General features: G+C 65.7%; 1 protein-coding gene. It reads right to left on the reverse strand.

Going from position 1 to position 499, the window contains the following annotated elements:
* The coding region (locus HMPREF2924_RS21255; RefSeq protein WP_049267032.1) for a contractile injection system protein, VgrG/Pvc8 family at nt 1-353 on the reverse strand (353 nt) is incomplete at its 3' end.
* Nucleotides 354-499 lie beyond the last annotated feature (146 nt).

A 499-nucleotide genomic window follows, 5' to 3' on the forward strand; every position in this document is an offset into this window, starting at 1 on the left:
ACGATCTGCGGCACCGTGAGGTGCTGGAAGATCCGCTGGTTGCTGCGCTGCGCGAGGTAGGCCAGTTGCGGCACGAGGGTGAGGCGATAGCGGGTCAGGCGCTTGCCCGCGTCGGCCTGGGCGGCGCCGTAGACCAGCCCGTGGACGCCCTGGCCCTGCGGGGTGAAGGCGAGGAAGGCGGGTCGGTGCATGAGCGCTTCGAGGTCGAGGCCGGCGCGCTCGCTGACCAGTTCGAGTTCGAAGCGGTAGGGCCGGCTGATGCCTTCGTGGCCGCTGAATTCGAGAACCTGCAGGTCGTGACGGAGGCCGTCGAGGCTGAGGCTGAAGTGGGTCTGGTTGGCCGGGTTGAACATCCGCTGTCCCCTGTTTCTCGAAAAACCTGCACGGCTGGCGTCCCTGTTCGCCGTGCTCGATCCGAAGTGCGTGATCGCGCGGATGCTACGTCAAAAAAACTGTGCAAATTGTTGCGCACATCGCCGGAAAACCGCGGCGCGCCTGA

The organism is Pseudomonas sp. HMSC063H08, assembly GCF_001813645.1.
GTDB classification, from domain to species: domain Bacteria; phylum Pseudomonadota; class Gammaproteobacteria; order Pseudomonadales; family Pseudomonadaceae; genus Pseudomonas; species Pseudomonas aeruginosa.